The organism is Campylobacter sp. (assembly GCF_030528245.1).
In the GTDB taxonomy this organism is placed as follows: Bacteria; Campylobacterota; Campylobacteria; order Campylobacterales; family Campylobacteraceae; genus Campylobacter_D.
This window is the reverse complement of the sequence record NZ_JAUMZG010000007.1, coordinates 2,355-28,632: the sequence shown is the minus strand read 5'-3', so window position 1 is coordinate 28,632 and position 26,278 is coordinate 2,355. Positions and strand designations below refer to the sequence as shown.

Here is a 26,278-nt window from a genome sequence, read left to right as displayed (position 1 = left end):
ATTTATTAACTTTCATCTTGTTTTATTTCGGCCGATTTATTTCACAAATTAAGGAGAAAAAATGCTTTCAAAAGAAGTGGTTAAACTGCTCAACGAGCAAATCAACAAAGAAATGTACGCGGCGAATTTATATTTGAGCATGAGTTCTTGGTGCTATGAAAATAGCCTTGATGGGGCTGGTTTGTTTTTGTTCGAGCATGCGAGTGAGGAGAGCGCTCACGCTAGGAGATTGATAACCTACCTCAACGAGACCGATTCTAAGGTGGAGCTTAGGGAGGTGAAGCAGCCTGAGCAGAATTTTTCGTCCCTGCTGGATGTTTTTGAAAAAACCTACAAACACGAGCAGGAAATCACTAAGTCCATCAATGCGCTTGTGGAGCACATGCTGGTGAATAAGGACTATTCCACTTTCCAGTTTTTGCAGTGGTATGTGAGCGAGCAGCATGAGGAGGAGGCACTCTTTCGCGGCATAGTGGATAAAATCAAGCTCATCAGCAATAACGGCAATGGCCTTTATCTGGCCGATGAGTATATTAAAAATTTAGCCTCAAGCAGGAAAAAATAATCCCGTCCCATTTCGGGGCGATAAAAAGTGGAGTTGATGATTTATTTTTCCCTAGAATTTAGCGTTTTGATGATTGCATTTTTTGCAATTTACTGGCTTTTTAGGGAAAATTTCAGGGTGCAAAACGCCCTGATTTTGACCTTTTCTTACGGAATTTACACCCTAATCAACCCCTATTTCTCCCTCATCCTGCTCGTTTATACCTTTTTCATCCATTATTTTGCCCTCTTGATCTTCGTTCGTCGCAAGCGCTACATTTTTTTCACCTGTCTTGCCTTCGCGATCTTAAATCTTTGCGTCTTTAAGTATTTTTCCAGCATAAAGAGCGATTTGGACGCGATTTTGGTTTGGTTTGGGCTTGATTTTTTGGACTTTGATTTGATTTTTCCCATCGGCATTAGCTTTTATGTTTTCAACTCCATCACCTATCTCGTGGGCGTTTATAAGCAGCATCGCTTGGTGAGCTTTTTCAACCTCGCTTTTTACCTGTCCTTTTTCCCGACCCTCCTCCTAGGTCCCATCATGCGCAGTGATTTTTTCTTTGCCCAGGCGCATCAAAAACGAGAATTCAAGCATGCCAATCTCATCATCGTGCTCCTCATTTTTGGCATCATCAAAAAGGTTCTCATCGCCAATTATCTGGGAATTTACGCCAAAAATATCCTCAACAACCCCACCGCCTACAATTTCGCCGAGCTGCTCAGCGCCATTTACGCCTACGCTGTGCAAATTTATTGCGATTTTAGCGGCTATGTGGATTTGGTGAGCGCCTTTGCTCTGATGCTGGGTTTTGTTTTGCCCATCAATTTCAACATGCCTTATCTGTCCCACAACTTAAAAGAATTTTGGTCCCGCTGGCACATCAGCCTCTCCAACTTCATCAAAGACTACATTTACATCCCCCTTGGGGGTAGTAAAAAGGGGCTTGCAAGGACGCATTTTAATATCCTCATCGCCTTCGTGCTCTCAGGGCTCTGGCACGGAAACACAATAAATTTTCTCATCTGGGGGTTCTTGCACGGGCTTGGGGTATCCTTCATCCATCTCATCGCAAAGGGTCCCTTTAGCCTCAAAAAAGTCCCATTTTTGGCCAGAATTTTGACCTTTCATTTTGTGTGTTTGGCTTGGGTGTTTTTTTATTATAAGGAGCTTGACGCAGCTTTTGAATACTTCCTAGCCTGCTATCATAACTTCTACCAAAGCGTAGCCTACAAGGACATTTACATTTTGGTAGCCTTTGCGGTGCTTTTTTTGATCTATCCTTTGTTTGTGAATTTTAAGGATTATTGTGAGCGGATTTTGACCCTCACGCCCTTTTTACTCAAGCCCTTCATCATCGCCTTCATTTTGCTCTTGGTTTTTGCCTTCATGCCAAGCGGCATGCCTGAATTCATTTACTCGAGTTTTTGATGCAAATTGTTAAATTTTTCTTTATTTTGATGGTCGTTTTTGTGCTGGTTGTGCTTGTGATGAACCGTAGCATCAGTTCGTATTTGGAGCAAAAATATCATTTTGCCTTTTACCCACAAAATGATGTCCTCAAAGAAGCCAATGCCCTAAAGGTCAAGCTCGAGCAGGTCAGGATGATCCTGAGTAACGAAAGCATCATCCCCCAGCAAGATGAAGCAAGGGCAGAAGAAAGCCAGCCTCTCATCGAGGATGTGGGGGCTGCTGTGGTGGATGAGAATTTAAGCGCTGAAATGGAGGTGGAATTTATCGACAATACCAAGCTTGAAGTGGAGGCTGGGGAGGGCTTTTTGCTCATAGGCGATTCCCTGATGCAGGGCGTGGCAGTGGCTTTGAATAGGGATTTGAAGGATTTGGGCTTGAGGGCTGTGGATTTGAGTAAGCAAAACACGGGACTTTCTTACAAGTCCTATTTTGACTGGGCTAAGGCGACCAATAGCACCCTAGCAAGCAATCCTCATCTTAAATATTTGGTCGTTTTACTGGGGGTGAATGACCCTTGGGCGATCAAAAAAGGCGGGGCTTATCATGGTTTTAATTCCGCTTCTTGGCTTGAAATTTACACAGCACGCGTGGATGAAATCATCCAAATCGCCAAAAAGCGCGGAGTCAAGGTTTTGTGGTATGAAATCCCCCCCGTGAAAAAGGAGGATTTGAACAAAAAAGTCAACATTCTCAATCAAATTTACAGCAATGAAATCCTAAAAAATCAAGAAATTTTTATCAACACTAAGCTTTTCTTCAGCAAAAACGATCGTTTTTCAAGCTACATCCAAGACGAAAACAACAAAAGCATCAAGGTGCGAAGCGATGATGGGGTGCATTTTACCCCAAGCGGGGCAAAAGAGATGTCAAAGCTGCTTTTGGAATACATCAAAATCAAGGACAAAGATGGGAATTAAATTTTTCGGGCTTTTGCTTCTTTTCTCCTGCGTTTTTGGCGCGAATGTCAATGAAGAGATGGAAAAAATTCTCGCGCAAAATCAAAAAAGCATCCTTAAAAACTATGCCTACAAGAAGGATTTGAGGGGCTTGGAGAAAAAATTTAAAGAAAAGAAAAATTTTAGCATAAGGATTTATGGGGACTCTCACATGGCGGCGGATTTTTTCCCAAGGGTGGTGCGGGACTATCTTTTGCACTCTAATGCTGTGGGCTTTGCGTATCCCTTGCAGCCAAAATATCAGCAAAATCTCAATTTAAAATACGATCATAAAAATTTTATAATTTTTAATTCCAAAAATACCAAAGAGCAGGGTTTGAGCTACCCTCTGGGCGGCGTTATCGCTAGGGCTGATGGGAGGGGGAGCTGGATAAATTTGGACACAAGACTGGAAAAGAAAAAATTTAAAATCGGCTTCGTTTTCAGATCCCCACTCCCTCAAAATGCCTTCAAAGTGCAGGATGCGGCGGGCAAAAGCTATGCGCTTCGCTCGCATCTTGCAAACAAATGGTCGTATAAGGAGCTTGAATTCACCTTTCCCATACGCATTGAGGCCCTGCAAAAAGGCGCCGAGCTTGGGGGCTATTTCATCACTGAAACGAGGGGCAACAACATCTTTTTAGACACCGTAGCGATAAACGGGGCGCGCAGCGACTTGTGGAAAAATTGGAACGAAGGGGTTGTCCGCAAGCAATTGGCCTTGCTTAAAAATGACTTAATCATCCTTGCCTACGGGACAAATGACGCGCTTTTTAAGGCTTTTGACAAAAATAGCTTTAAGAAAAATTTTAAAATTTGGATCAGGATGCTTAAAAAATACAATCCAAATGCCGTTTTTTTGCTCATTTCTCCCCCCACGGTGAAAAATGCTAATTTCAACGCCGTGCGTGAGGCCTTGCACGAGCTAGCAAGGGAGGAAAAAACCCTGCTTTTTGACACGCACGAATTCATGCAAAATAGCGGAGGAAAGGAGCTTTGGATAGAAAAAAAGCTCTCCTTAAAAGATGTGCATTTGAGCGTTAAGGGTTATGAGCTGATGGCGAAGAAGATGCTTGAGGATTTTAGAAAAATTTTTGAGGAAAATGGCCGCAAAAACTGAAAGGAGACGCGTGGTTTTTCTGATCCCATTACTGCTTATCATCGCTTTGATTTTTGGGCTTGATTATTATTATTTTGAGGAAGAAAATAGGGCGCTTAAGGCGCAGAAAATTCAAGAAAATGAAACCCCACCTTCAGGGCAGGATAGGGAGGAATTTTTGAGATCCTTGTTGGGGGAAAATGAGAAAAATTAATCGCTTTTTGTTAAAATGCCATCGTTAAGGACGAGTGATGAAAAATACCATAACCGAAGCCTCTATTTATGAGGCACAGGGGCTAAAAACTGAGGCTTTAGAGATTTACAAAAACATACTCAAAAAGGATCCTACCAATCAAAACGCCATCGATGCGGTGCGGCGACTGAGTGGTTTGCGTTCGCGGCATAAGGATTTGAATTTGCAAATGTTTGATTTTTTTCTCGATATGAAAAGCGAGGGGGAGATTAATGAATTTAAAAGGTGGTTGATAAGGATATGAATTTAGAGGATTTGGCAAAAAAAGCCATCGATGAGGTGAGCTTTGAGATTGAAAAAAAGCAAAATGGGACCTTGAGCGAGCCTGTAAAAGCAGAGCAAGAAAGCGCTCCTGCTGTGGAGGAGGCGGCGCAAAATGCGGCGCAGGAGCCTGAGGAGAGGGTTCAAAAAGCGGACGCAGAGCCAGAAATTTATGCCAGCGATGTGGCCCAGCCCGAGGAGCCTCTGCCAAGTGAGCCCGCCAAGGGTCAGGGCGAGGAAATTTTTCTAGCCAACCTCAAGGAGAGGATTTTGGTGCTTTTTGAGGGACTGAATGCGGCAAAAGATGGAGACCTAGAGCAGCGTCTGGAGCTCACCATCACCTTTTTAGAGTTTTTGCTTGCAAAACTTGAAGACAAGCTTAAAAAATAACCCCAAATTCCGCTTCATTGCCGATTTTCTAAGACCCTTCACGCGCAGGGCGTATTTGGTGGGCGGTAGCGTCAGGGACCTGCTTTTGGGACTTGAGCTTAGGGATTTTGACATTGAAATTTACGATCTTGAGCCAAAGCGATTTGAGAGCATCATGCAAAAGCTTGGAGCTAAGGGCTTTGGAAAGAGTTTTTGGGTTTATAAATTTCAAAACTACGACCTAGCTCTTGCTAGGACTGAGAGCAAGATCGCCCACGGCCACAGAGGCTTTGAGCTGAGGCTTTGTGATGATGAGAGGCTGGGAGCTAGGAGGCGGGATTTTACCTGCAATGCCCTGATGATAAATCTTTTCGATCTTTCTTTTTTGGATTTTTACGGTGGGAGAGAGGATTTGCAAAATAAAATTCTCCGCCACATCGACCCGCAGAGCTTCAAGGAGGACAGTCTGAGGGTTTTGCGAGCGCTGAATTTCATCGCGCGCTTTGCCTTTTCAATCGCGCCCCAGACTAAGCAGCTCATGTCCTGTATGGATGTGAGCGATTTGAGCGCGGAGAGGATCAATGCTGAGCTTTATAAATTTTTTTCAGGAGAAAATTTAGCCCTCGCCTACAAGGCACTGCAAGAGCTTGGGCTTGAGCGGAGGCTTTTTGGCGTGAGTTTTGAGGATGAGGGCTTTTTTTCTTTGCTTGAGGGGGCGAGGCGATTTGTCAAAGATGAGGCCTTGTTTTTGTATCTTTATTTGAATTATTTTGGGCTTGATCCCAGCGCATTTTTCCAAAAAACACGCCTTAAAAAAAGCCTGCTTACAAAGGTCAATCAGCCTTTTTTTAGGGAGGATCCCAGCGATTTGGAGCTTTTGAAGATCGGCCTTGATATGCCCATAAAATCATGGCTTGGATGCTATAGTGCCGCGCGCATTTCACAGGCTAAGAGACTTAAGATTCACACGCGAAAATTTCAAAGCAAGATCAAGGCCGATGCCCTCATCAGGCAGGGTTTTGCGGGCAAAGCGCTAGGATTAAAGCTCAAAGAGGCTAGAAATTTGGAATTTAAAAAATACCTACAAGAAGTGGGTTCGGTCCAAAGTGCCGATAAGGGGGCGCAAATTTAAGCCATCAAGGCCAGTTCTCGCGAGAATCAATCACGAAAATCAACACAGCGCCATCCGCGTTCCTTGGCAATGCCTAAAAGTTGCGCATCGCCGTTGCAGACGATGGGCTCTTTGACCTCACAAAGCAGGGCTAGGTCGTTGATCGAATCACTATAAAAGGTAGAATTCTCCATCCATTTTTCGTACTCCTCTCCCAAATACTGTCTCAGCCTTCGCACCTTCCCCTCCCTGAAGCTATGGATCCCCAAGCTCCTGCCGCTAAATTTACCATCGATACGCTCGGTTTGTATCGCGATGCTTTCTTCAATCCCAAACATTTTTGCAATCCTCTCCACCAAAAAATCCGCCGTCGCAGAAACGATGATACGTCTGTGATTTTGGAGGCTAGATAGCAGAGAAAGAGCCTTAGGATAGGGCTTGATTTGGGTTTTGACGAAGGTATCGGCCCTGCTTTTGATTTCCTCCACGCTAGAATTTTTGACACTTTGGAGAAAAAAGCTCATAAATTCATCCATATCAAGACTGTTTGCGTGGTATTGCCTTTGATAAAATTCCGCCTTTTTCAAAAAGCCCTCATCCAGCGCACCCTCCCTCACGCAAAATTCCAGCCAAAGCTTCACGCTATCGCCCTCAATCAGCGTCTCGTCCAAATCAAACAAAACAAGCTTCATTTTAATTCTTTGGCAAATTTCAAGTCAATTTTAAGCGCGATTTCATCCCCCACCTCAAAACTACTGTGCGTGCTAAAATTTAAAGTATCCACCCGCAGCTCCAAATTTTTCACCTTGACCTTATAGCGGATGATGTTGCCAAGCAGGCTTTTTTCTTTGATCCTGCCCCCAAGCCCCTCGCTGGAAATTTCTATGGTTTCAGGCCTTAGGGCCACATCGCTTTCAAAGCTGTGTGTTAAATTCAAGTCATCCAAATCCTTAGGGCTTAGGATGTTGTAGTTGCCGATGAAACTTGCGACAAAGTGCGAGTTTGGCAGCAAATAAAGCTCATTGGCGCAAGAATTTTGCACAATTTGCCCCTCATTCATCAAAATGATCCGATCCGAAAGCTCCAAAGCCTCCTCCTGATCGTGCGTTACAAAAATGGTCGTGAGATGAAGTTCTTTTTGAATTTCCTTAATCTGCACCCGCAAATGCTTGCGGATCTTCGCATCCAGCGCCGAAAGCGGCTCATCAAGCAAAAGCAAATCGGGCTTGGTTACGAGCGATCTTGCCAAAGCCACCCTCTGCATCTGCCCCCCTGAAAGCCTGTGCGGGTAGGAGTTCGCGTGGTTTTCAAGCTCGACCAACTTGAGCATTTTTTCCACCCTTTTTTTCATGTCCTTTTTGTCCACTTTTTTGATCTTCAGTCCAAAGGCCACATTTTCAAAGACTGAAAGGTTGGGGAAAAGGGCGTAGTTTTGAAAAACCATGCCGATGTTTCGTTTTTGCGGAGTGAGCTTGGTGAGATCCTTGTCGTTTAAGAAAATTTTACCCCCATCCACAGAGCTAAGACCTGAAATGCACCTTAAAAGGGTGGATTTCCCGCAGCCAGATGGTCCTAGCAGGGTGAGAAATTCGCCCTTTTTGGCGGTGAAATTGATGTCTTTGAAAACAACCTTGTCGTTGTAGGATTTTTTGAAATTTTTAATCTTAAGATAAGCCATTTTTACTCCTTGATGAGGCTTGCGAGAAAGGTTGCGATAAAAATGAGGGCAAAATAAACGATGACGATGGCGCTAGAATAGTGTCCACTTTGTCCCCTGATGTTGTAAAGATAAACCTGCAGGGTTTCATAGGCGCTGCCTGCTAGGATATTGGCGTATAAAAATTCTCCCATCAAGAAGGAAAAGCTCAAAAAGACCGCCACCAAAATGCCCTTTTTGAGTTGGGGGAGGATGAGCTTGAAAATGGCGCCTAGCAAATGCCCGCCTAGCATGGCGTTAGAGCCTATGAGTTCCTCAAGCTTGACGCTTAGGATGGCGTTATCTAGGGCTCTGTAAATGAAGGGTAGGGCGATGGTGAAATAGGTGAAAATGAGCAAGGTGGCCGTGCCACCCAAATCCTCAGAATAAAGCTGCAAAATCCCAACGCAGCTCACAACGGCGGGTATGGCGAAGGGGATGATGATGCAAAAATTGGCGAAATTTTTAAAGCGAGGAAAGTAGTAATTTACCGCAAAAACCAGAGGAAAAACAGAAAAGAGGGTTAAAAAAATCGCCCCAAAGCACACAAAAAGCGAGCGCCCTAAAGCATTCAAAAATCTCTCATCACTGAAAAGCTGGGCGTACCATTTTAGCGTCAGGCCATCGGGCATGATGGAGGCGCCCCAAGAGGTGGAGATGGAGTATAAAAAGGTAGCCAAAATCGGCAAAACCAAAAAACAAAACACCAAAAACAGAAGGGAGTAGTGATAAATTTTGCTACTCAAATTTAAATTCTCGCGCATCAAAAGGCCTTAAAATTGTATTTTTTGCTGATGAAATTGGCGATGAGGGTGATGAGGAGCATGATGAGGGTCAAAATCACACTCAACGCGCTCGCCAAATAGGGATCAAGCGTAATGTCGCCTGCGATGAGGGAGGCGATGCGGACGGGGAGGACATTGAAATTTCCAGAGCTTAGAGCGTAGATGGTCGCGTAGGCGCCAAAGGCATTGGCGAATAAAATCACAAAAACGCCCAGTAGCGCGGGGGCGAGTAGGGGGAGGGCGATTTTGAGCCAGTATAAGCTCGTGCCCCCGCCTAGCATCTTGCACGACTCAAAATGTGAATTTTCAAGGCTTTTAAAGGCCGGAAAGAGTAGCAAAATGGCTAGGGGAATTTGAAAATAAACATAGACGATATTGATGCCAAGCTCTCCGTAGATGCTGATGAAGGGCTCTATTTCCACGCTTTTGAGGAAGATATTGAGCACCCCGTTGCTGCCTAGCACGATGATGAAGGCAAAGGCTAGGGGGACGCCTGAGAAATTGCTGATCATTGTGTTGAGCGAGAGTAGGAAATGTGAAATTTTTTTGGGGCTTAGGACGAATAGGGAGTAGCTTGCCATCGTGCCGATGAAAAGCCCTAAGATGCTTGAAATGAGGCTGATTTTTAAGGAATTTACTATGCTTTGGATGTAGAATTTAGACTCCAAAAGGGTGGTGAAATTTTGAAAAGAATACCCCTCATCCTCAACATAAAAGCTCCCAAACACGATCCACGCCAGTGGCACGATGATGAAGGCTACGAAAAGGACGCACAAGGGCAGGATGCTCAAAAGAGCGAGGATTTTTTCCTTGCTCATTTTTTATTCTCTATAAATTTTAGGCCCAAATCCACAAAATCTGTAAAAATTCCATCCGCTTTTTCTTTGAAAAGTATGGTTTCAAAGAAGTCATCCGAGTCCTTCGCCCACTCTGGCAGGGCATCATCCCTGTGCGTCCAGGTGATGACCTTTAGCCCGCTTGCATGAGCCTTTGAAATGAAATCATCTACCTTCAGTAAATCGCCAAAGCTAGGACTCACGCCCATGACAACCTGCGCGAGTTCTTCAAATTTTTCCCCTCTCAAATAAGGTTCATAATCAAAAAGCACCCATTTTTTACCGCGCTGGATGTAGGTTTCTTTCCATTGATTTTGCCCGATGGCAAAAAGGAGTTTTAGCGGGAGCTTGCCCTCTGCGTTGAGCTCGTTTTTGATGCGTTTGAGAGCATCCAAATCAAAGCAGGAAAAATAAAGCTCCTCCTTAAAATCGTATTTTTTAAGCTTATCCAGGACGATTTTAGCGATGTCCTTGCCCTCCTTAGCGTGGAACCAGGGCTTTTTAATCTCCATGAAAAAGCCTGTATTTTTGCCCGTGGTTTTATTAAGCCCCTGAATGAGCTCGATCATCTCCTCGAGAGTGCTGATGCTAAAATGAGAGCTGTGGATGGGAAAGCGCTTGGGGAATTTCGCCACGTTTTTGTCCGTAAAAACCTCACTCATCCTAAGGCTTTTAAGCTCGGCCAAGGTGAAATCAATCGCATAATAATGCCCATCCTTCCTCTTGCGCTTGGGAAATTTTTGTGCGACATCACTGAGCTGGTCCAAATACAAATCATGAATGATGACCGCCTCGTTGTCCTTAGTCAACACCAAGTCAAATTCCACAAAGGGAGCGTTCAAAGCATGGGCCAAGATCATACTTTCTGCTGTGTTTTCAGGCAGATACGCGCTAGCGCCTCTGTGCGCGATGATGAATTTGTCCGTAGCCATCAAAAATGCGCAGCTTAAAAAAAGTAGCATAAATTTTTTCATCGTTTCATCCCTTGAGTAAATTTTTGTTGTATTTTTTCTCGTGCTTGAGTTTTAAAATTTCGCAGATCGTGCCGCAAATTTCATCCTGCTCGATCGTGGTCTCAGCGTGGGAAAAGGCCTCACCAAAAACAAAAAGCGGCACCAAAGTCTCGCTCTGACTTAGCCCCCCGTGGCTCCTCCCCGCATCCATGCCGTGATCGCTTGTGATGAGGACATTAATGCCCTCATCAAGCCAAGTGGGCAGATAGTGGGAAATGATACAATCTGCCTTTTTGGTTTTGTTGGCATACTGCGTGGAGCAAGAGCCGAATTTATGCCCCGCATCGTCGATATTCATCGAGTGGATGAGGGTGAAATCAAGCGCATATTTTTTCCTCAAATGCTCCCCATCGGCAAAGAGATGCGAGTCCAAATAATCATCCTCGTAGTAAAAATGCCCGTAAGGCAGGGCGAAATTTTCATCCTCAATGTGCCTGTGCAAGTGGGGTTTGAATTCCTGCCTGTTATAAAGCTCAAACACCCAATGATACGCCGCCGCACCCGCCTTAAGCCCCGCATTTTTGCTCAGATCAAAAATGCTTTTTTGGCGCGAAAAGCAAAGCGCGTTATTCACCACGCCGCTTAGGGCTGGTTTAACGCCTGTGAGTAGGCACTCATAAAGGGGCCTTGACATGCTGGGCAGCTCACAATGCAGGGAGTAAAATTTACCCACATTCTCCCGACAAAGAGCGCTCAAATAGCCCATATTCACACTCGCGCTTTCATAATTTAGCCCATCAAGCACGACCAAAATCGCCCCCGCCATCACTTAGCCCTCAAAAAATCGCCCACCTCAAGCAGGATGATTTCATTATCATCAGTGATCTTAGGCTCTCTGCTTGCCGAAAAGGGGAAATTATTATCATTAGCCACGATGATCGTGTTCGCATCCACCACATCCACATTTTCGATCGTCATAAAGGGAAAGACGAATTTCCCGCCGACCAAGTCCTTCTTGGAAAGCCCCTTTTTGTCATTAATGCGCATAAGATCGATATAAGCGACCTTCTTGGCCACGCCGCTCTTCGCGTCAAGCTTGACCTTGTAAATCCTCTTAAATTTCGCAGGATTCTTAAAGCCCTTACCCTCCACGCCCTCGCCATCGTCTCTTTCTATGATGAGGCCGTATTCTTTGTCTATCATGTTAAAATCGCCTATGGAGTGGGCATTGTCCTCGGTGAAATACTTAAAACTCTTGCCTGTGAATTTTTTCTTTTTGACATCAAATTCCAAAATTCTTAAAAAATTCTTGCCATTCTCATTTTCAAAGGCACCATCCCTAAACATCGCAAATTCAAGCATAGGATAGAGCTTTTTGCCATCCTTGGAGCTGGCCATGGCCTCAAAGCCCTTCGAGCGCTTGATGTTGTAGGGGATTTTTTCCTCAGGGGTGTTTAAAACAAGGCCGGGATGGTCGGGGGAGAGGACCTTCTGGCCGTCGATGAAGGTCTCATAGCTAGCCTTGAGTGTGCCGTTTTTGTCAAACTGGAGCAAAAAGGGGCCAAATTCATCCCCGATCCAAAAATCCTCGCCCACGATTTGAAAGCTCTCAGGATCCAGATCAGAACCCGTGAAATAGCGGCTTTGAGTGTTTTCTAAATTCAAAAGGTAAGGGAAGATCCTGTTTTTGTCATTGAAAAAGACGGTTTCTAGGCGCCTGAGTTCTTGCGTTTTGAAATTCAGCTCGTATTTGTGGATGAAAAGCATGGAATCGGGCGAGTTTTTCTTTGTGCCAAGCCCATTATCGCTTAGGATCCAAATTTGATTCTTGCCCACATATTTTATCCCGCTGTGTCCTTGCAGAGCCTGATTTTTAAAGGGCAGGGCGTAGTCGTTGCTTTCAACCGAGCCGAAATTTTCATTGCGGATATTTTTGGAAAATTTACCCGTGCTTTGCAAAAATTCCCCCGCATCCTGCGGCGCTTCGATGAAACTCTTCGCAGGGATGAGAAAATGCGCCTCCAAATTCGCCTCAAATTCCTGCGCGCCAAAAAGGACCGCGCCCAAGCTCAAGCTTAAAAATACCTTTTTCATCCTCACCTCGCATCGATCAAAACTTTTTCCTGCCAAAGCCGCGGTAGTTCCTTAGAACTCTTCTCCCAAGCCTTCAAGTCCTTGATATTCCTCGCGTTCTTATACTGCTCGCTGGGTAAAAGCCTCTCCTTCACATCCGCAGGAAGCTCGATAAAATCAACCCTGATAGGCCTAGCATAGCCTCGCGCGAGGTTGATCTGGCCCTTGTCTGAGAGTATGAATTCACGGGCTAGCTTGGCTGCGTTCGTGTTTTTAGCGTATTTGTTGATGATGGTTGTGTAGCCTGAGATGATGCTGCCATCCTCGGGGATTAGGACCTCGTAGCGATCCTTTCCAACCTTATCGCGATAGCCAAGTCCGTTAAAATCCCACACCAAGCCCACTTCTATCTCGCCTTTTTCTAAATTGGCGATGTTGGCGTCATTGTTGGCAAGGCGACCCTGCTTTGCGATGGTGTTGAAAAAATTTAGGGCCGGGCTCAGGTCCCTCTCATCGCCTCCGAGGGCGTAATTGGCCGCTAAGACGGCATTGACCGCCTGCGCAGCCACGCTCACATCGCCCACGGTGATTTTGTAATTTCCCTTGAGCAAGTCCTGCCAAGAGCGGGGGATATCCTTCACCACTTCTTTATTGACGATGAAGGCTATGGTTCCTGTGTAGGCGAGCAGCCAGTGCCCATCCTTGTCCTTTGCCCACTCAGGCACCTGCTCCCAGTAGCTTGTTTTATAGGGCTGGGTAACGCCCTGCTTGATGGCCACATCGCCGAAAGAAAGCCCCACATCACCGATGTCCGCGCTGGCGTTTTTCTTTTCGGCCTTGAATTTAGCGATTTCTTGAGCCGAGCTCATGTCGGTATCGCTATGTTCTATATTATAAAGCTTTTTTAAATCCTCCCAAGTCTCCTTCCAGTTCGCCCAGGTATCGGGCATGCCTAAGGAATTCACGCGCCCCTCCTTTTGAGCCTCCTTGATGAGCGCGTCGTCTTTGACGAAATTATCGGCGTTCAAAGACACGAAGAGCAGCAAACTTAAAAAAGTCTTTTTCATCATTTTTAATCCTTTTGAAAAATTTGGGAAACTTTAATGGGACTTAGAAACATTTTAGAAACAAGCCTAAATTTAAGCAAGGCAGGGTTATAATCCCCCCTCAATCGCCCCGATGCAAGGACAGACGATGCTTTACATTTACATCAAAACCCCAAACGCCCTCGTGCAGAGGATAGAGTGGAATTTTCAAGACGACAAGCTGCCCCAAAACATCCTCTGGATCGATTTGCTAAGCCCCACGGAGGGCGAGATGGCCTTTATTTCTTCGCGCTTTAAGCTGGAATTTCCCAGTCAGGAGGAGAGGGAGGAGATAGAGCAGAGTGCGAAATACTGGGAAGATAACGCGACCATCACCATCAACGCGCATTTTTTGATAGGGGGCTTTAAACTGGGTGAGAAGGAGCTAGAGCTGCACAAGGAAATCATCACCTTCGCCACGGCTAAGAATGTCCTTTTTACCGTGCGTTATAGCGAATTCAACACCTTCAAAGAAATCCAGACGCGCATTCTGGCCAGCCCTAAAAATTTTGAGGATGGCTTTGACATTATCGATAAGATGTTTGAGGTGCGCGTGGAGAAGGATGCGGATCTTTTGGAGTGGGTGGATAAGGAGGCGAGGCGGCTTCGCAGTAGTGTTTTTGAGGAAAAATTTGTGGCCAATTATGACGGGATGCTGAAGAATATTTCTAATCTGCAGGAGCTCAATATGCGCGTTCGCGACTCGCTTTTTGACAAGCGCCGGGCGATGACCTCTCTGCTTAAAAGCGACAAGGTCGACAGGGATGTGAAGCAGAATTTGACTATCGTTTTGAAGGATCTAAACTCCCTGGTGGAATTTAGCGTCTCCCAGCTTGGCATTTTGGACAACATCCAAAGCATCCTCACCAGTCAAATCAACATCGAGCAAAACAAAACCATCAAGCTCTTCACCGTGGCGACCGTGGCGATGATGCCCCCGACCCTCATCGGCACGATTTATGGGATGAATTTTAAATTCATGCCCGAGCTTGAGCTCAGCTATGCCTACCCCATCGTCATCGCAGTGATGATCATCTCCATCATCCTGCCCGTGATTTTTTTCAAAAAAAAAGGATGGCTCTGAGCCAAATTTAAGGAGAAAAAATGGACATCATCAAGGTGGGGCTTTTGGTTGTGAGCGATAGGGCCAGTAGCGGGATCTATGAGGATGGCGCGATGCCTGAGCTTCAAGCGGTGCTTGATGGCTACATCAAAAATCCCATCATCTACCACAAGGAGCTCATCGCTGATGAGCTGGAGCTGATCAAAGCAAAGCTCATTTTTTTGAGCGAGGTGGGCTGTGAGCTTATCTTAACCAGTGGCGGAACGGGGCCTGCGCCGCGGGATCTGACGCCTGAGGCGACCGAGGCGGTGTGTGAGAAGATGCTGCCCGGCTTTGGCGAGCTGATGCGAAGCGTGAGTCTCAAAAGCGTCCCAACGGCCATACTCTCAAGGCAGAGCGCTGGGATTTACCGCCGGAGCCTCATCGTAAATTTACCCGGTAATCCCAAAGCCATAAGGGAGTGCCTAGAGCCCATTTTCCCCGCCATACCCTACTGCATCGACCTCATAGGCGGGGGTTTCATTGAAAACAGAGAGGAAAATATCCAAATTTTTCGGCCTAAAAAATAGCTTTTTTAAAATCCTCACAAAGCCCTCTAAAACTTTCAAAGCCGCTTTCTGTGGAGCATTTTTGCCCCAAAAGCTCCAAAAAATCCTTCCGCGCGATGTTTTTCGCGCCCATGAATTCCAAGTGCTTGTTATAGACCTGACAATCGATGAGAAAGTCATGGGGTCGCAAAAGCTCGCAAAGCTTGATGAGGGCTACTTTTGAGGCATTTTTTTTCAGCCCCACCATGCTCTCGCCAAAAAAAACCTTGCCGATAATCAAGCCATAAATCCCGCCCACAAGCTCATCCCCATCGTAAAGCTCAAGGCTATGCGCCCACCCCCTCTCAAAAAGCTCGCCATAAACTCTAAGGAATTCCCCATCGATCCAGCTCACCTTGCGCTGGGAGCGGCAAAGCCTCATGAGTCTCATAAAATCATGATCCAAGCGGACTTGATAAAGCTCTAGGGACCTTTTCATATTTTTTTGGATATGCACCTGAGCGGGGAAAAGCACGCAGCGAGGATCAGGGCACCACCATGCTACCGGGCTGCTCGTCCAAGGGAAAAGCCCGAAGGGATAGGCCTTGAGGATGAAGTCGCTCTCAAGCCTCTCGCTGAGAAAAACGGGCTCATTTTTGGGCGCGCTCAAAAGCTCAGAATATAATTTTGAGACGCCCATTTTTATCGAGGTCAATTTTCACACCTTCGCTCTTAAATTTTTTCCCCAGCAGGGCATCGCTCAGGCTCTCGCCGATTTCATCACTGAGGACGCGCTTTAAAAACCGCACTCCCCATTCTTTTTGGTAGGCCTTTTTTGCTAGGTAAATTTTAGCCTTTTGCGTGGCGTTGAGGGTGATTTTTAGCCTTTGTGAAAGCTCACGCAGCTCTTTTTGCACGATTTGCGCGAGGATCTTGTCTGAGAGGTCGTTAAAATGCACGATTTTATCGATGCGGTTGATGAATTCTGGCGCGAAAAAGTCCCGAATCGCGCGCTGGCTTTTTTCTTCATTTTTACTCAAAAAACCCAGCTCGTTGCTATCCCTAAGGCCTAAATTTGAGGTCATGATGATGATGGTGTTTTTAAAATCCACCCTCAAGCCGCTATTATCCGTCAGGGTCGCGTTGTCAAAAATTTGCAAAAAGGTATGGCTAAGGTCGGGGTGGGCCTTTTCAATCTCATCAAAAAGCACGAGGGAGAAGGGGTTTTTCCGCACGGCATTACTCAAAAGCCCCCCGTCCTCATAGCCCACATAGCCAGCCGGAGAGCCTATGAGCTTGCTGATGGCATGCTTTTCGGCATACTCACTCATGTCAAAGCGCTCTAAATTCATGCCCAAAAAATGCGCAATCTGCTTGCAAAGCTCCGTTTTTCCGACCCCGCTTGAGCCCGTGAAAAGAAAGACCCCGCGGGGGGAATTCTCGCTCTTAAAGCCGATGTAGTTTTGCTTGAGCTTGGCACAAACGGTGTCGATGGCTCCATCTTGTCCAAAAATTTGCCCCTTCAAATTCTCACTCAAGCGAAGCAGAGCCTTGTTTTGATCGACTTCAAAAAGCTTATGCGAGTGGGTCATTTTGGCCAAAACCTGCTCCAAATCCCTCATCGTGGCCGTTTTTTTGGAATTTAAAGCGAGCATAGCACCCAGCTCGTCCATCAAATCGATCGCGCAGTCTGGCAGGAATTTATCGCTAAAAAATTTCTTCCCCAGCTCGATGCTAGCCCTTAAAATTTCATCACTGAATTTAATACGGTGAAAGGCCTCATACTTGCTTTTTAGCCCCTTTAAGATGAGCAAACACTCATCCTTGCTAGGCTCATCGACATTGATTTTCGCAAAGCGACGCACGAGGGCCTTGTTCTTCTCAAAGCTGTTTTTATACTCGATGAAGGTACTCGCCCCGATGCACTTGAGTGAGCCCTTGCTGAGGGCTGGCTTGAGGAGGTTGGAAAAGTCCGCATGCCCCTCACCTGCGGCTCCTGCGCCCACTATGGTGTGGATTTCATCGATGAATAAAATGGCGTTGGGTATCCTGCCAAGCTCGTCCAAAATGTCCTTGATGCGCTTTTCAAAATCCCCGCGATACCTCGTGCCCGCGAGGAGATTGGTGAGCTCAAGGGCGTAAATTTTGGCGTTTTGCAGCTTTTGCGGGACCTTTTTTTGCGTGATGGCTAGGGCCAAACCCTCCACGATGGCCGTTTTCCCCACGCCCGCCTCGCCGATGAGGATGGGATTATTTTTTTTGCGTCGGAGTAAAATTTGCATCATTCTATCGAGCTCAAAGCCCCTGCCGATGAGGGGGTCGATCTTACCCGCAGCGGCTTGGGCGGTGAGATCTATGGCGTAGTTTTGTAAATTTTGCACGCAGTCTAAGTTGCGCAAAGATTCCAATTTCTCAAGGCTTATGGCGTGTTTTTTCAGCAAGTAGGCACTGAAAGAGCGCTCATCTTTTAAAAGCTCGCTCAAAAAATCAATGATTTTAAGCTCTGTTGTGGAATTTTTTTTAAGAATTTCATCCAAAACAAAGGAAAATTCTGGGTCGTTGTCCGTGCTGATTTTCTCGTTTTTTTTGCCGATATAGTCCTTGAGCTCTTGCTCAAGTAGGGCGAGATCCCCATCGCCGCACTCTGCAAAGATGTCCTTAAAATCCGCGCTCAATTTCAAAAGCGCAAAAAGCAAGTGCTCGCAGGTGATGAATTCGTGGTGGTTGATGCTGCTAAGATGCCTCGCGTTGTCCAAAAAAGGCTTTAATTTTTCTTGATATTTCATTCTTGCTCCACTCTCGTTTGTAGGGGGAAATTGGCCATTTTCGCCATGTTTTGCACCTTTTTTTGCTTGGAAAGGGCGATTTCTTGGCTGTAAATTCCGCACACTCCGCTACCCTGACAATGCACCTCAATCATGACGCGATAGGCCTCCTCGTAATTTTTGTGAAAAACACGCATCAAAACATCCACGACAAAATCCATAGTCGTAACATCGTCATTCAAAAGCAAAACCTTAAACATCCTAGGCTCTTGCAGGTTCGTCTTTTGTAAAAGCTCACTTTTGGGCATCTTCAACCTCCATAATAGCGTCTAAATCCTTCTGTATGAGGGCGGTCGGGACCTTGCCCAGATAAAATTTGACCCTTTGATTTTTGTTCCAAAAATCGCTCAAATTTTGATACGTCCCATTTTTTAAAACAACCTTAAAAGGAAGCTGCTCCATGCTTGGGTAGGCGATGTCCCTTAAAATTTGCGCGATGATGCGCCCGTTTTCCTTAGAATTGCTCAAAAAATAAAAGGCGTTGTGATCCTTAGCAAATTTCACCACCACTTCATCGCTGACCTCCTCAAAATGATCAAGCCCTATGATGGTAAAATTTTGCGCATTATTCTGCCAAAGTTTGGTAAGCTCAAAGGCCTCATCCTTGCAGGGCTGGCAAAAAGTGCCAAAAAAGTCAAACATCAAAATTTTACCCTCCTCCCCCTCGACGATGAAGCCCTTTTCAGTGCGGATGAGGGTTTTTTCCCCGCCATTGACGCTTTGGAGGGTGATTTTTTCGTCCTGACTGAATTCCCTAAAATCAAGCTCATTTTCCACACTCTCCTGCGCGCAAGCGGCGAAAAAAAGCCCCAAAATCAAGCCCAAAATTCTCATCCTCCCAAGCATCCTCATCCTTTGTAAAATTTCATCGCCATCTTAGCCTCCAAATCGGCCTGTTTTTTCTTCAGGGCCTCCCTTTTGTCGTGCAAATTTTTACCTTTGGCTAGGGCGAGGGTGAGCTTGACCTTGTTTTTGGCGTTAAAATAAAGCTCAAGACCTATGAGCGTGTAGCCCTCAACGCTCACTTTCCCGAGCAATTTATCAATCTGCCTCCTGTGCATCAAAAGCTTCCTAGCGCCCCTCTCCTCGTGCCTGTAAAAAAAATGCGTGGTGCTAAGAGCCGAAATATGGGCATTGAGCAAAAAAAGCTCCCCCCTGATGATGCGCACAAAGGAGTCCTTCAAATTCGCCCTGCCCGCCCTCAAGGCCACCACCTCGCTGCCCCTAAGCACGATGCCCGCCTCAAAGCGCTCGATGATGGCGTAGTCAAAAAGGGCCTTTTTGTTACGGGCGATGATTTTCACGAGCCCCTCCTAAACACGGAGCTGCCGCTGCCACTGAGGAAAAAGCCTCGCGCTAAGAATTCCTGCATCTTGGGATAAAGCCTCGCGCAAGGAGCGAAGAGGTCGTTGAGATCGGAATTTTTAAAATTTAAAAGCTCTTCTGAGCGAAGCTTGGCGTAAAATGTCGCTGCTTTTGCATTGGTCTCAAAGTCAAAGCCCCTTTGTGAAATTTGCGCGTCAAATTCCGCATAAACCGCGCCCGTCTTGCAAAAAAACTCGGGGCTAAAAAGCTCAAGGCAGGGCAGGGCGTCATCAAACCCCTCCACCACCTCGCCGCAGCCTGAGACATTGGCGCTAGCGTATCCGCTCAAAAAAAAGGCCACATCGCTACCCAGAGTTTTGCCCCACTGGATGAGGGTGTTTGCATCCAGCTTTAAATTCAACTCTTCGTTGATGAGTCTTAGAAAAGCTGCCCCGTCCGTGCTACTGCCGCCAAGCCCGGCGCCAAGGGGGATGTTTTTGATCAAAACGAGGCTTTTTTGCCTGAAAAATTCCTCAAGCTCATTTTTAAAGCCCTTCAAACAAAGCAAATCGTAGGCTTTTTGGATGATATTGTCCTCGCAGTTAAAATCGCTTAAGATTTCAAAGCCCGCTTTTTGCTTTTCATCGCTGAAATAAAGCTCATCATAAGGCTCATCAAGCAGGATAAAACGGGAATTTAAAAGGTGATACCCCCGAGCGTCAAGGCCCGTGATCTTGAGGAAGATATTAAGCTTGGACCTGGCTTTCATGACTTTAATTTTTCACTCAAGGCTTCTATTTTCACATCGCCTTGCACGATGGAGTGCAAATTTTCGTCCTTGATTTGCGTGATGAGTTCTTTTCTCAAAATGAGCAAGGATTTTGGCGCCTCAATGCCCACCTTTGCGTAGCCCTTGCTGGTGCCGACGATCTTGATTTCAATATGATCGCCAATTTGTAAGGATTGTCCTTCTTTGCGGGATAAAATTAACATTTTGCAACCTTATTTAAAACATACTCAACTCTTTGATTTTTGACCTCAATGATGGAAAAAAATTCCCCACACTCCACGACATAGGCCCCCTCATCTTGCAAACCAAGCTCATCAAGGCTTATCTTCGTGCCGTTTTTAAGCTTACTGTAATCTTTGAGCGTGTTGGTTTTGAGATTCAAGCATTCTAGCACATTTAGATTTTTTTCCCCATTATAAACAAATTTTCCCTCCGCCACCCTCTCCAAAGAGCTCAAAGTGGCGCTGATGCCAAGCCTCTTAGCAAAAAGCTCACAATAAGAGCGCACATAGCCCCCCTCGCTCATCGAAAGCTCAAGGTGTAAAAAGGGGTGGGCATAATGCAAAATTTGCGCGGAGAAAATTCGCATCTTGCAAGGTTTTAGCGGGGGGGTTTGGCCCCTTTTTGCCCACGCGTAGGCCCTCCTGCCAGCCACGCGCTTGGCGCTAAAGCTTGGCGGGGTGAATTCAAGCTCTCCCAGCAATGCCCTCTTGGTTTTTTCTAAAATTTCAAGCGCAAGGGGGGAGATTTTTTCAACGCTTTGGATGTTTTTATTATCCAAACTAAGAGAGCTAGCCCCCAGCCACAGGGTCGCGCGATAAATTTTAGGGCTCTTATCCAAAAAGCGCAAAAGCTTGGTGTATTGACCAAGGGCCACGATCAAAACGCCCCTAGCGAAGGGATCCAGCGTGCCAGAGTAGCCTGCTTTTTTCACCCTGTATTTTTTCTTAAGCTCGCTCAAAAAGGCGTTAGAACTAGGCCCCGCCCTCTTGTAGGCGACGAAAATTTTATTCACAGGCCCTCTTCACAAAGGAGCTTAAAATCACGCGCTCGATCCCGCCGAAATTGATTCCAAGCCTGTCCCCGCTCACGCTCGTTACCCTGCCTATGCCTAGAGCCTCGTGCCTTATGAGGTCTCCTTTTTGAAAGGGGGCGCTTGCGGGGCTGGGTGCGGTGATCTTTGCTTCGGTCAAAAACCTGCTTTTTTGAAGGTCCCGCTCCCTAACGCCCCTAAAAAGCCTTTCTCTTGAAAAACTGAGCCAAAGCTTTTTTTTCGCCCGCGTGAAGGCCACATAAGCGAGGCGCCTTTCCTCCTCGATGTCGCTCGTTTCGTTACGCAAAGGAAAAAAGCCCTCCTCAAGCCCAGCCACAAAAACATGATCAAACTCAAGTCCCTTGCTCGCATGCACGCTCATCAAATAAACGCAGTCCCCATCCATGCCATCTTGCTCGCTTGAAAGGCTAAGCTCGTTTAAAATTTCATCCAAGCTCGCATATTGCTCCCTCTCAAGCTCATCTTTCAGCATCGCGTAAAATTCCTCCAAATTTTCCCAGCGATCCTCCCCGTCGATCTCGTAAAAATTCTTAAAATCAAAGCTATTTTTAAGCGTCTGCAGCAGATCTTTGAGGTTTGAAATTTCCCTGAGCCTTTTAACTTGCTCGATGAAATTTTCAACAGCATCCTGCACCTTGCGAGAAAAGGCCCCACTGCCCTCCAGATTGCAAAGCGCCTCAAACATTGAAATTTTCCCCTCTTTGGCGTGGTTTTCGATCTTCTTTAGCCCCGCCTGCCCCAGCCCCCTTTTGGGGCGATTGATGATGCGCGCAAAGGAAAAATCATCATCCGTGTCCTTTAAAAAACGCAAATACGCCAAGGCATCCTTGATCTCAGCCCGCTCATAAAAACGCAGCCCGCTCACGATCTTATAGGGGATGGCCTCCTTGACGAATTTTTTCTCAAGGGCAAGACCGAAGGCATTGATGCGGTAAAGTATGGCTATCTCGTCCGCGCGCACCCCGCTTTGCAGGAGGGTTTTGACCCGATCGACTATCATCTCCCCCTCATCGCTGTCGTTTTCATTTTCTATAAATTCAATGGCCTCGCCCTCTTCTTGCGTGCAAATGAGGCTTTTGCCCAGACGCTTTTTATTGTGCGCGATGAGATTGTTTGCCGCCTGCAAAATGCTCCCCACCGAGCGGTAGTTTTGCTCGAGCTTCACCAGCTTGACATTGTGAAATTCTTTTTGAAAATTGAGGATGTTTTCAATCTCCGCCCCCCTCCAGCCATAAATGCTCTGATCATCATCGCCCACGACACAGATGTTCTCATGCGCACAGCAAAGTTTTTTAAGCAGACAAAGTTGCAAGCGATTCGTATCCTGATACTCATCGACCGTAATGTAGCGGTAAATTTTACTTTGCTCCATCGCAAAATCATCATCCTCGTCTAAAATTTTATAAGCCAAAAAAAGCAAATCATCAAAATCAACAAAATTATATTTCAAAAGATAGTTTTGATAATTTTGATAGTAAAGGGCGATTTTTTCCCACGACTCCATATCCTCGGCCGCGTTTTGCGCTTTGATGTTTTCAAGCACCTCGCTGGGGCTTAGAATTTGATTTTTAAAATGCCCAATGTGCCCAAGCAGCACGGAGGGAGAAAGGTCCCTATTTTCCATCAAGTCTTTGAGAATTTTTTTGCTATCGTCATTGTCAATGATTGTAAAATCATTCCTCCTGCCAAGCCTTTCGATGTGCAGCCTCAAAAACAAAAGCCCAAATTTATGAAAAGTGCAGAGTAGGGGAGGGGACTGGGGCTGCCTTTTGATGAGGCCTAGGGCCCTTTGTCGCATCATCGCGGCGGCCTTGTTGGTGAAGGTAAGCGTGAGGGTATCTTGCGCGGGGATGCCCACCTCGTCGATCAGATAAGCAAGGCGGGAGGTTATGGTCTTGGTCTTGCCGCTGCCAGCACCCGCCAAAATCAGCATCGCCCCGTCGATATGCCTTGCCGCACGGGCTTGGCTTTCATTGAGGGTGTCAAAGATGCTCATTTTTTGAACAAATTTTGATTGTTTTTGAGGAAGAGATTCTTGGAATTTTGCACCCTGTTTTTCTCCTCCCTGCCCTGATAGTGGGAAAAATTCAAAAAAATGGCGCTGTTTTCCACCTGAATTTGCACCACCGCGCCCAAATCCACCCGCACATAGCTCGCAAAATCATCCGGCCCAAAGCCCGCATGAAAGCATATCTCCTCCCTGCCCAGCTCCAAAGAGCTCAGGGTATAGCCTGCAAAGACAAAAAGCGCGTAAGGCTCTTTCAGGCAAAGCTCATCAGGCAGCGGTGGATCAAAGCTCGTAAAAGCCGTGTTGGCCACGATGGCAAATTCCAAATCCTGCGCCTTTAAAAATTCCAGCACCGCGCGGCAATTTTCACTCATAAGCCCTATAAAATCGGGATTTTTCAGTAAATTTCCTAGCACGCCTTCCCTCCCGCTTTGAGTCTAAATTCTTCGAGGAGTTTTTTGATTTCCCCCATGCCTATGTGCCAAAAATTCACATCCTCAATGTCAAAACCAAAGCTCCCCACAAGCTCCTTCGGGCTGAGGCTGCCGCCAAGAGAGAGCATTTTGAGGTAAAGCGCCTTAAAATTCCCGCACTCTCCCCCCCTATAAAGCCCATAAAGCGCTAAAACCAAAAGCTGCGCATAGCCATAGGCATAGCAGTAAAAGGGACTATGCACGAAGTGGGGGATGTAGCTCCACCATGAGGCGTAGTTTTTGCTGAGCTTGAGACTTTCGCCAAACATCGCCGCACTCTCCTCCATCCAAATTTTACAAAGCTCCTCATAGCTGAGCTCATCCTCTTTGGCATGGATCCGCCTTTCAAAGCAAGTGAAGCTGATTTGTCGAAAAAGCGTGGCAAAAATGTCTTCTAGCTTCGCCGCATAAAGTGCCAAAAGCTCCTCGCCCTTGAGCCTCTTTTTGATGTGGTCAAAAACAAGCATCTCCGCAAAAACCGAAGCCGTCTCCGCCGTGGTGAGGGGGGTGTCTTGATTGAGAAAGCTCACGCTATAAGAGAGCTTTTGATGGATGGCGTGGCCTAGCTCGTGCGCTAGGGTGAAGAGATCGCGCCTCTGATCGGTGTGATTGAGCAAAATGTAAGGATGCGCCCTAGGACTGGCCGCGTGCGAGAAGGCCCCGCCCTGCTTTTTGTCCCTAGGATACACATCGATCCAGCCCCCCTCAAAGGCCTCCTTGGCGATGCTTTCAAATTCAGGGCAAAAGTCCCCAAAAGCCTCCAAAATTATCCCCTTGCTCTCCTCGAAGCTAAAGCGCGCCTCCCTTCCCAGCGGGGCGTATCGGTCATAGTCCCTGAGCGTCTCAAAGCCTAGAATTTGCTTTTTGATTTTGTAAAAATCCTCCACGATGCAAAAATTCGCCCGCGTGCTTTCGATGAGGGCATCGACGCTATTTTGGGAGATTTGATTGCTAAGATGCCTTGAAATTTCAGCATTTTCATAGCCACGCAAAAGGGCGATGCTTTTTTTCTCGCTCTTGATCATGTTCAAAATAAAGCTCAAAAGCCCGGCCCTCTTCCTCAGGGCCTTGCCAAAATTTTTCGCCGCCTTTTTGCGAACCCTGCGCTCAGGATGGTAAAGCTTGCTGAGGATCTCCTCCTCGCCGAGCTTCTTGCCTTCAAAGGGGATTTTCATGGCGCTTAGGCTCTCATCAAAAAGCCTTGAAAAAGCCGCACCTCCCGTGCTGGAGAGGTGGAGCAAAACGCGCTCTTCTTTCTGGGTGAGCTGGTATTTTTTACGCTCTAAAAGCCTTTGCAAATAAAAGCGATAATCCTCGCAAAAATGACTCAATTCCGTCGATTTTTCCGTGCTAAGCGCGCAAAATTCCAGCTCAAAAAAGAGTAAATTCTCTTCTATTTTTTTGCATTTTTCCTCGTATTTTGCATAAAACCCTCCCATGCTCGTATCGCGGGCAAAGCACAGGGAGGCGTAGCTTAAAATTTGCGCCAAGTCCAAATGCAGCCCCTCATAGGCCTTAAGCGCGGCTAAAAATTCCTCCCGCGCCAGCTCTGCAAGCCTCCCCTCATACTCACGCCTGAAATTTAAGGCCACCTGCGTGCTTTCTTGCGTCAGTTTTTCAAGCTCCGCCTCGTCTCTAAACAAGGCACTTAGGTCCCATTCTAGCATTTCATTCTCCTACAATCAGTTTTTTCAAAAGCGCCATCCTCACCGCGACCCCGTTTTCCACCTGACGCAAAACAAGACAGCGTGTATCATTCATCACCGCATCGCTCAGATCGATGTTGCGATGCACGGGCCCGGGATGGAGGAGGATGAGCTTTGGGTTGTTTTTGATCAAATTTTCATGGATGCAAAAGTCGTTCGCATAGTCTTTCAAAGAGCCATAAATAGCTCTTTGATGCCGCTCTATTTGGGTCCTAAGACTCATGATAATGTCGCTTTCATCCACAAGCTCAGGGCTTAGGCAGTGGGACTTTTTAAGCGCGCAAGTTGGCATAAAATGCGGAGGCGCTACGAGGGTGATGTCAAGCCCAAAACGCCCCAAAAGCTCGATGTTGGACGCGGCCACGCGGGAATTTTTAATGTCGCCGACGATGAGGATTTTTTTGCCACAAATTTCCCCCCCAAAATGCTCGAAAATAGTGAATAAATCGAGCAAGGCTTGGCTAGGATGGGCGTGCTTGCCATCGCCCGCATTCAGCACCGGGCAGCGCAAATGACGCGACAAAAGATAAGGTACACCCGAAAGACTATGCCTGATGATGATGGCGTGGGGGTTCATCGCGGCCAAATTCGCTGCCGTGTCGTAGAGCGTCTCGCCCTTGCTTGAGCTTGAGCGGGAAACATCCAGCCGCAAAATTCTAGCGCCGAGTCTGTTGGCAGCGCTTTCAAAGCTAGAAAGCGTGCGAGTGGAATTTTCAAAAAATATCGTCGTGATGCTCTTGCCCTCGAGTGTGCTCCGTGCCTTGGCGTCCAAAAATTCACGCGCGTCCTTGAAGAGGGCGAGAATTTCAGCACGGCTAAGATCTTTCGTTGTGATGAGATGGCGTGTCAAAATCCGCTCCAAACCGAGCCCATCATCCAAGCAAAAATTCGCATCAAAGTCCTTAATAATAAAATCGCGCGCATTGTAACCAAGTTTTTTAAATCCATAAACCATGCATTTATGAAAATCCCATACAATGCGGCTCTTTTAAATTTTTACGAAAGGACTTTTATGTATCTATTCACTTCAGAAGTCGTAAGCGCAGGTCATCCC

Annotated in this window: 30 protein-coding genes; 10 read left to right on the top strand and 20 right to left on the bottom strand. The window is 46.5% G+C overall.

All coding sequences use genetic code 11. The features are described from left to right. Positions 1-61 precede the first annotated feature (61 nt). The 8 genes from Q4A73_RS02445 to Q4A73_RS02410 are packed head-to-tail and all read left to right on the top strand — an operon-like array spanning position 62 to position 6,066. On the top strand, positions 62-565 hold the full coding sequence (locus Q4A73_RS02445) for a ferritin (protein WP_303205849.1): 504 nt from the start codon (positions 62-64) through the stop codon (positions 563-565). 36 nt (positions 566-601) lie between these two features. Next, positions 602-1,975 carry an MBOAT family O-acyltransferase gene (locus Q4A73_RS02440; protein WP_303205848.1) on the top strand — a complete coding sequence of 458 codons (1,374 nt, stop codon included), beginning with the start codon at positions 602-604 and terminating at the stop codon, positions 1,973-1,975. Further along, a complete protein-coding gene (locus Q4A73_RS02435) occupies positions 1,975-2,934 on the top strand; it encodes a GDSL-type esterase/lipase family protein (protein ID WP_303205847.1) in 960 nt (319 codons plus the stop codon). The genes Q4A73_RS02440 and Q4A73_RS02435 overlap by 1 nt, the downstream gene beginning before the upstream one ends. Then, entirely contained in the window at positions 2,924-4,072 is a 1,149-nt protein-coding gene (locus Q4A73_RS02430; RefSeq protein ID WP_303205846.1) for a GDSL-type esterase/lipase family protein, read from the top strand. The genes Q4A73_RS02435 and Q4A73_RS02430 overlap by 11 nt, the downstream gene beginning before the upstream one ends. Positions 4,073-4,082: 10 nt before the next feature. Next, positions 4,083-4,265 (top strand): hypothetical protein, encoded by a 183-nt coding sequence (locus tag Q4A73_RS02425; protein WP_303205845.1) that lies wholly within the window; start codon positions 4,083-4,085, stop codon positions 4,263-4,265. A 34-nt stretch (positions 4,266-4,299) separates the two neighbouring features. Further along, entirely contained in the window at positions 4,300-4,548 is a 249-nt protein-coding gene (locus tag Q4A73_RS02420) for a hypothetical protein (RefSeq protein WP_303205844.1), read from the top strand. Continuing rightward, positions 4,545-4,955 (top strand): 2-oxoglutarate:acceptor oxidoreductase, encoded by a 411-nt coding sequence (locus Q4A73_RS02415; protein WP_303205843.1) that lies wholly within the window; start codon positions 4,545-4,547, stop codon positions 4,953-4,955. The genes Q4A73_RS02420 and Q4A73_RS02415 overlap by 4 nt, the downstream gene beginning before the upstream one ends. Beyond that, positions 4,924-6,066 carry a CCA tRNA nucleotidyltransferase gene (locus Q4A73_RS02410; RefSeq protein ID WP_303205842.1) on the top strand — a complete coding sequence of 381 codons (1,143 nt, stop codon included), beginning with the start codon at positions 4,924-4,926 and terminating at the stop codon, positions 6,064-6,066. The genes Q4A73_RS02415 and Q4A73_RS02410 overlap by 32 nt, the downstream gene beginning before the upstream one ends. A 26-nt stretch (positions 6,067-6,092) precedes the next feature. Here the strand turns inward: Q4A73_RS02410 and Q4A73_RS02405 are convergent, their stop codons facing one another. From Q4A73_RS02405 to Q4A73_RS02370, 8 genes are read right to left on the bottom strand one after another with little or no spacing between them, the layout of a single operon-like run. Next, positions 6,093-6,737 (bottom strand): HAD family phosphatase, encoded by a 645-nt coding sequence (locus Q4A73_RS02405; RefSeq protein WP_303205841.1) that lies wholly within the window; start codon positions 6,735-6,737, stop codon positions 6,093-6,095. Next, positions 6,734-7,723 carry an ABC transporter ATP-binding protein gene (locus tag Q4A73_RS02400; protein ID WP_303205840.1) on the bottom strand — a complete coding sequence of 330 codons (990 nt, stop codon included), beginning with the start codon at positions 7,721-7,723 and terminating at the stop codon, positions 6,734-6,736. Before Q4A73_RS02400 ends, Q4A73_RS02405 begins: the two co-directional genes overlap by 4 nt. 2 nt (positions 7,724-7,725) lie before the next feature. Beyond that, on the bottom strand, positions 7,726-8,505 hold the full coding sequence (locus Q4A73_RS02395) for an ABC transporter permease (protein WP_303205839.1): 780 nt from the start codon (positions 8,503-8,505) through the stop codon (positions 7,726-7,728). Then, the gene (locus tag Q4A73_RS02390; protein WP_303205838.1) at positions 8,505-9,344 is read right to left on the bottom strand and encodes an ABC transporter permease subunit; all 840 of its coding nucleotides are present in this window, start codon (positions 9,342-9,344) and stop codon (positions 8,505-8,507) included. Before Q4A73_RS02390 ends, Q4A73_RS02395 begins: the two co-directional genes overlap by 1 nt. Continuing rightward, positions 9,341-10,336: a glycerophosphodiester phosphodiesterase gene (gene glpQ / locus Q4A73_RS02385; RefSeq protein WP_303205837.1), complete on the bottom strand. Its 996-nt coding sequence runs from the start codon at positions 10,334-10,336 to the stop codon at positions 9,341-9,343. The genes Q4A73_RS02390 and glpQ overlap by 4 nt, the downstream gene beginning before the upstream one ends. Positions 10,337-10,340: 4 nt before the next feature. Beyond that, on the bottom strand, positions 10,341-11,144 hold the full coding sequence (locus tag Q4A73_RS02380; RefSeq protein WP_303205836.1) for an alkaline phosphatase family protein: 804 nt from the start codon (positions 11,142-11,144) through the stop codon (positions 10,341-10,343). Then, the gene (locus Q4A73_RS02375) at positions 11,141-12,409 is read right to left on the bottom strand and encodes an esterase-like activity of phytase family protein (RefSeq protein ID WP_303205835.1); all 1,269 of its coding nucleotides are present in this window, start codon (positions 12,407-12,409) and stop codon (positions 11,141-11,143) included. The genes Q4A73_RS02380 and Q4A73_RS02375 overlap by 4 nt, the downstream gene beginning before the upstream one ends. A gap of 2 nt (positions 12,410-12,411) precedes the next feature. Continuing rightward, on the bottom strand, positions 12,412-13,458 hold the full coding sequence (locus tag Q4A73_RS02370; protein WP_303205834.1) for an extracellular solute-binding protein: 1,047 nt from the start codon (positions 13,456-13,458) through the stop codon (positions 12,412-12,414). Positions 13,459-13,582: 124 nt separating this feature from the next. Here Q4A73_RS02370 and corA point away from each other — a divergent pair, with 124 nt between their 5' ends. Continuing rightward, positions 13,583-14,557, top strand: coding sequence for a magnesium/cobalt transporter CorA (gene corA / locus Q4A73_RS02365; protein WP_303205833.1), 975 nt, complete (start codon positions 13,583-13,585; stop codon positions 14,555-14,557). 20 nt (positions 14,558-14,577) lie between these two features. Then, on the top strand, positions 14,578-15,105 hold the full coding sequence (mog, locus tag Q4A73_RS02360; protein ID WP_303205832.1) for a molybdopterin adenylyltransferase: 528 nt from the start codon (positions 14,578-14,580) through the stop codon (positions 15,103-15,105). Here mog and aat read toward each other — a convergent pair. The 12 genes from aat to Q4A73_RS02300 are packed head-to-tail and all read right to left on the bottom strand — an operon-like array spanning position 15,095 to position 26,074. Further along, a complete protein-coding gene (gene aat, locus Q4A73_RS02355; protein WP_303205870.1) occupies positions 15,095-15,763 on the bottom strand; it encodes a leucyl/phenylalanyl-tRNA--protein transferase in 669 nt (222 codons plus the stop codon). The two genes, mog and aat, sit on opposite strands and share 11 nt — an antisense overlap. Continuing rightward, positions 15,738-17,849 (bottom strand): AAA family ATPase, encoded by a 2,112-nt coding sequence (locus tag Q4A73_RS02350; protein ID WP_303205831.1) that lies wholly within the window; start codon positions 17,847-17,849, stop codon positions 15,738-15,740. Before Q4A73_RS02350 ends, aat begins: the two co-directional genes overlap by 26 nt. After that, positions 17,846-18,136 (bottom strand): ATP-dependent Clp protease adaptor ClpS, encoded by a 291-nt coding sequence (locus Q4A73_RS02345; RefSeq protein ID WP_303205830.1) that lies wholly within the window; start codon positions 18,134-18,136, stop codon positions 17,846-17,848. Before Q4A73_RS02345 ends, Q4A73_RS02350 begins: the two co-directional genes overlap by 4 nt. Continuing rightward, positions 18,123-18,734, bottom strand: a complete 612-nt coding sequence (locus tag Q4A73_RS02340) for a redoxin domain-containing protein (RefSeq protein ID WP_303205829.1) — start codon at positions 18,732-18,734, stop codon at positions 18,123-18,125. Before Q4A73_RS02340 ends, Q4A73_RS02345 begins: the two co-directional genes overlap by 14 nt. Before the next feature lie 2 nt (positions 18,735-18,736). Then, the gene (gene smpB / locus Q4A73_RS02335) at positions 18,737-19,192 is read right to left on the bottom strand and encodes an SsrA-binding protein SmpB (RefSeq protein ID WP_303205828.1); all 456 of its coding nucleotides are present in this window, start codon (positions 19,190-19,192) and stop codon (positions 18,737-18,739) included. Then, complete coding sequence (locus tag Q4A73_RS02330) at positions 19,189-19,962, bottom strand: 4-(cytidine 5'-diphospho)-2-C-methyl-D-erythritol kinase (protein WP_303205827.1); 774 nt, start codon at positions 19,960-19,962, stop codon at positions 19,189-19,191. The genes smpB and Q4A73_RS02330 overlap by 4 nt, the downstream gene beginning before the upstream one ends. Beyond that, a complete protein-coding gene (locus tag Q4A73_RS02325; RefSeq protein WP_303205826.1) occupies positions 19,959-20,186 on the bottom strand; it encodes a carbon storage regulator in 228 nt (75 codons plus the stop codon). Before Q4A73_RS02325 ends, Q4A73_RS02330 begins: the two co-directional genes overlap by 4 nt. After that, complete coding sequence (gene truB / locus Q4A73_RS02320; RefSeq protein WP_303205825.1) at positions 20,180-20,998, bottom strand: tRNA pseudouridine(55) synthase TruB; 819 nt, start codon at positions 20,996-20,998, stop codon at positions 20,180-20,182. The genes Q4A73_RS02325 and truB overlap by 7 nt, the downstream gene beginning before the upstream one ends. Further along, the gene (locus tag Q4A73_RS02315; protein ID WP_303205824.1) at positions 20,991-23,033 is read right to left on the bottom strand and encodes a UvrD-helicase domain-containing protein; all 2,043 of its coding nucleotides are present in this window, start codon (positions 23,031-23,033) and stop codon (positions 20,991-20,993) included. Before Q4A73_RS02315 ends, truB begins: the two co-directional genes overlap by 8 nt. Continuing rightward, on the bottom strand, positions 23,030-23,461 hold the full coding sequence (locus Q4A73_RS02310; protein ID WP_303205823.1) for a hypothetical protein: 432 nt from the start codon (positions 23,459-23,461) through the stop codon (positions 23,030-23,032). The genes Q4A73_RS02315 and Q4A73_RS02310 overlap by 4 nt, the downstream gene beginning before the upstream one ends. Next, positions 23,455-25,185 (bottom strand): M3 family oligoendopeptidase, encoded by a 1,731-nt coding sequence (locus Q4A73_RS02305; protein WP_303205822.1) that lies wholly within the window; start codon positions 25,183-25,185, stop codon positions 23,455-23,457. The genes Q4A73_RS02310 and Q4A73_RS02305 overlap by 7 nt, the downstream gene beginning before the upstream one ends. 1 nt (position 25,186) lies before the next feature. After that, on the bottom strand, positions 25,187-26,074 hold the full coding sequence (locus Q4A73_RS02300) for an aspartate carbamoyltransferase catalytic subunit (protein ID WP_303205869.1): 888 nt from the start codon (positions 26,072-26,074) through the stop codon (positions 25,187-25,189). Between the last annotated feature and the right edge of the window lie 204 nt (positions 26,075-26,278).